Origin of the sequence: Cupriavidus basilensis OR16 (genome assembly GCF_000243095.1) — a bacterium.
In the GTDB taxonomy this organism is placed as follows: domain Bacteria; phylum Pseudomonadota; class Gammaproteobacteria; order Burkholderiales; family Burkholderiaceae; genus Cupriavidus; species Cupriavidus basilensis_D.
Window position 1 is genome coordinate 1 of record NZ_AHJE01000156.1, and the last position, 1,561, is coordinate 1,561.

General features: G+C 67.8%; 2 protein-coding genes and 1 pseudogene. All 3 read right to left on the minus strand.

Features of this window, described 5'->3' with window-relative positions:
- Positions 1-432, minus strand: a pseudogene (locus OR16_RS42250) (biotin carboxylase N-terminal domain-containing protein); the annotation flags it as partial.
- An 80-nt stretch (positions 433-512) separates the two neighbouring features.
- Complete coding sequence (locus OR16_RS36405; RefSeq protein ID WP_006164039.1) at positions 513-1,301, minus strand: enoyl-CoA hydratase/isomerase family protein; 789 nt, start codon at positions 1,299-1,301, stop codon at positions 513-515.
- Between the two features lie 62 nt (positions 1,302-1,363).
- The coding region (locus OR16_RS42255) for a carboxyl transferase domain-containing protein (protein WP_006164040.1) at positions 1,364-1,561 on the minus strand (198 nt) is incomplete at its 5' end.

A 1,561-nucleotide genomic window follows, 5' to 3' on the forward strand; every position in this document is an offset into this window, starting at 1 on the left:
CCGGTGGAGGGCAGGAACTGCTTGTCGGGGTTCTCGGCGTAGACGCGGGCTTCCAGCGCGTGGCCGTGGATCTGAAGCTGCTCTTGCCTGAGCGGCAACGGCTCGCCGCCAGCCACGCGGAGCTGCCATTCGACCAGATCCTGCCCGGTGATCATCTCGGTGACCGGGTGCTCCACCTGCAAAGCCGTAGCCGGGATGGATGGCCTGCGCGCCGGTGGCCTTGGCCATCTCGATGATGTGGTCGCCGCGCAGGTAGCTGTCGCGGGCTGCCGCGCCGCCGATATGCACGGCCTCGTCGCACAGCGCCACGTGGCGCGCGTTGGCGTCGGCGTCGGAGTAGACCGCCACCGTGCGGATGCCGAGGCGGCGGCAGGTAGCTGCCACGCGGCAGGCGATTTCGCCGCGATTGGCGATCAGGATCTTGTTGAACATGGCTGGTCCTAGTTTTCTGGTTCTGGCGGCGCGGCTGGGGTGGCCACGCGGCAGGTGCGCGGGAGTGGCTGGGGAAGGGATCAGGCAGGACGCCAGGACGGCGAGCGCTTCTCCAGGAAGGAACGTACGCCCTCACGGCCTTCTTCCGACGCGCGGATCGCGGCAATGCGCTCGGCGGTATCGGCCAGCAGCGCATCGTCGATCGGGCGGCCGGAGACTTCCTGCACCAGCCGCTTGCTCTCGCGCACGGCGTTGGGGCTGTTGGCCACCAGCGCGGCGGCCAGCTCGCCGACCTTTGCGTCCAGCATGTCGCCCGGCACCACCTCATGGACAAAGCCTAGCCGCAGCGCCTCGGCGGCACCGAAGCGCTCGGCCGTGATGAAGTAGCGGCGTGCCGCCTGCTCGCCCATGGCGCGAATCACGTAGGGGCTGATGGTGGCGGGCAGTAAGCCCAGGCGCGCTTCGGACAAGCAGAAATTCACCGTCTGCGCGGCCACGGCGATATCGCAGGCCGCGACCAGGCCCACGCCGCCCGCATAGGTGTCGCCGTGGATACGCGCGATGACCGGCTTGGGGCAGGCCCAGATGGTGTGCAGCATCTGCGCCAGCGTGAGCGCGTCCGAGCGGTTCTCGTCATGCGAGTAACCGGCCATCTTCTTCATCCAGTTCAGGTCGGCGCCCGCGCAGAAGGCCGGGCCATTGCCCGCTAGCACGATGGCGCGCACCGTGGGCTCGCTGCCGAGTGCGCGGAAGGCGCCGGTGAGCTCGGCGATCACGGTTTCATTGAAGGCGTTGCGCACGTCCGGCCGGTTCAGCGTGACGGTGGCCACGTGCTGCGCCGTGGTGACGGTAAGGGTGGTGAATTCCATGTGGTGTCCTGTGCGGTGCGATGCGTTATCCGGGGCGCTGGTGCATGTCATTGCGCGCGCAATTACATGCGGAACACGCCGAACTTCATCTCGCCGATGGGCGCATTCAGGCTGGCCGACAGGCCCAGGCCTAACACCGTGCGGGTCTGCGCGGGATCGATCACGCCGTCATCCCACAGCCGCGCGCTGGCGTAGTAAGGATGGCCCTGGTGCTCGTACTGGTCTCGAATGGGTTGCTTGACTTGTCCTCGTCTTCCGCG

What these genes read in the sequence shown, in the direction of transcription:
- OR16_RS36405 (WP_006164039.1), bottom strand. Translation starts at nt 1,301, where the DNA reads ATGGAATTCACCACCCTTACCGTCACCACGGCGCAGCACGTGGCCACC.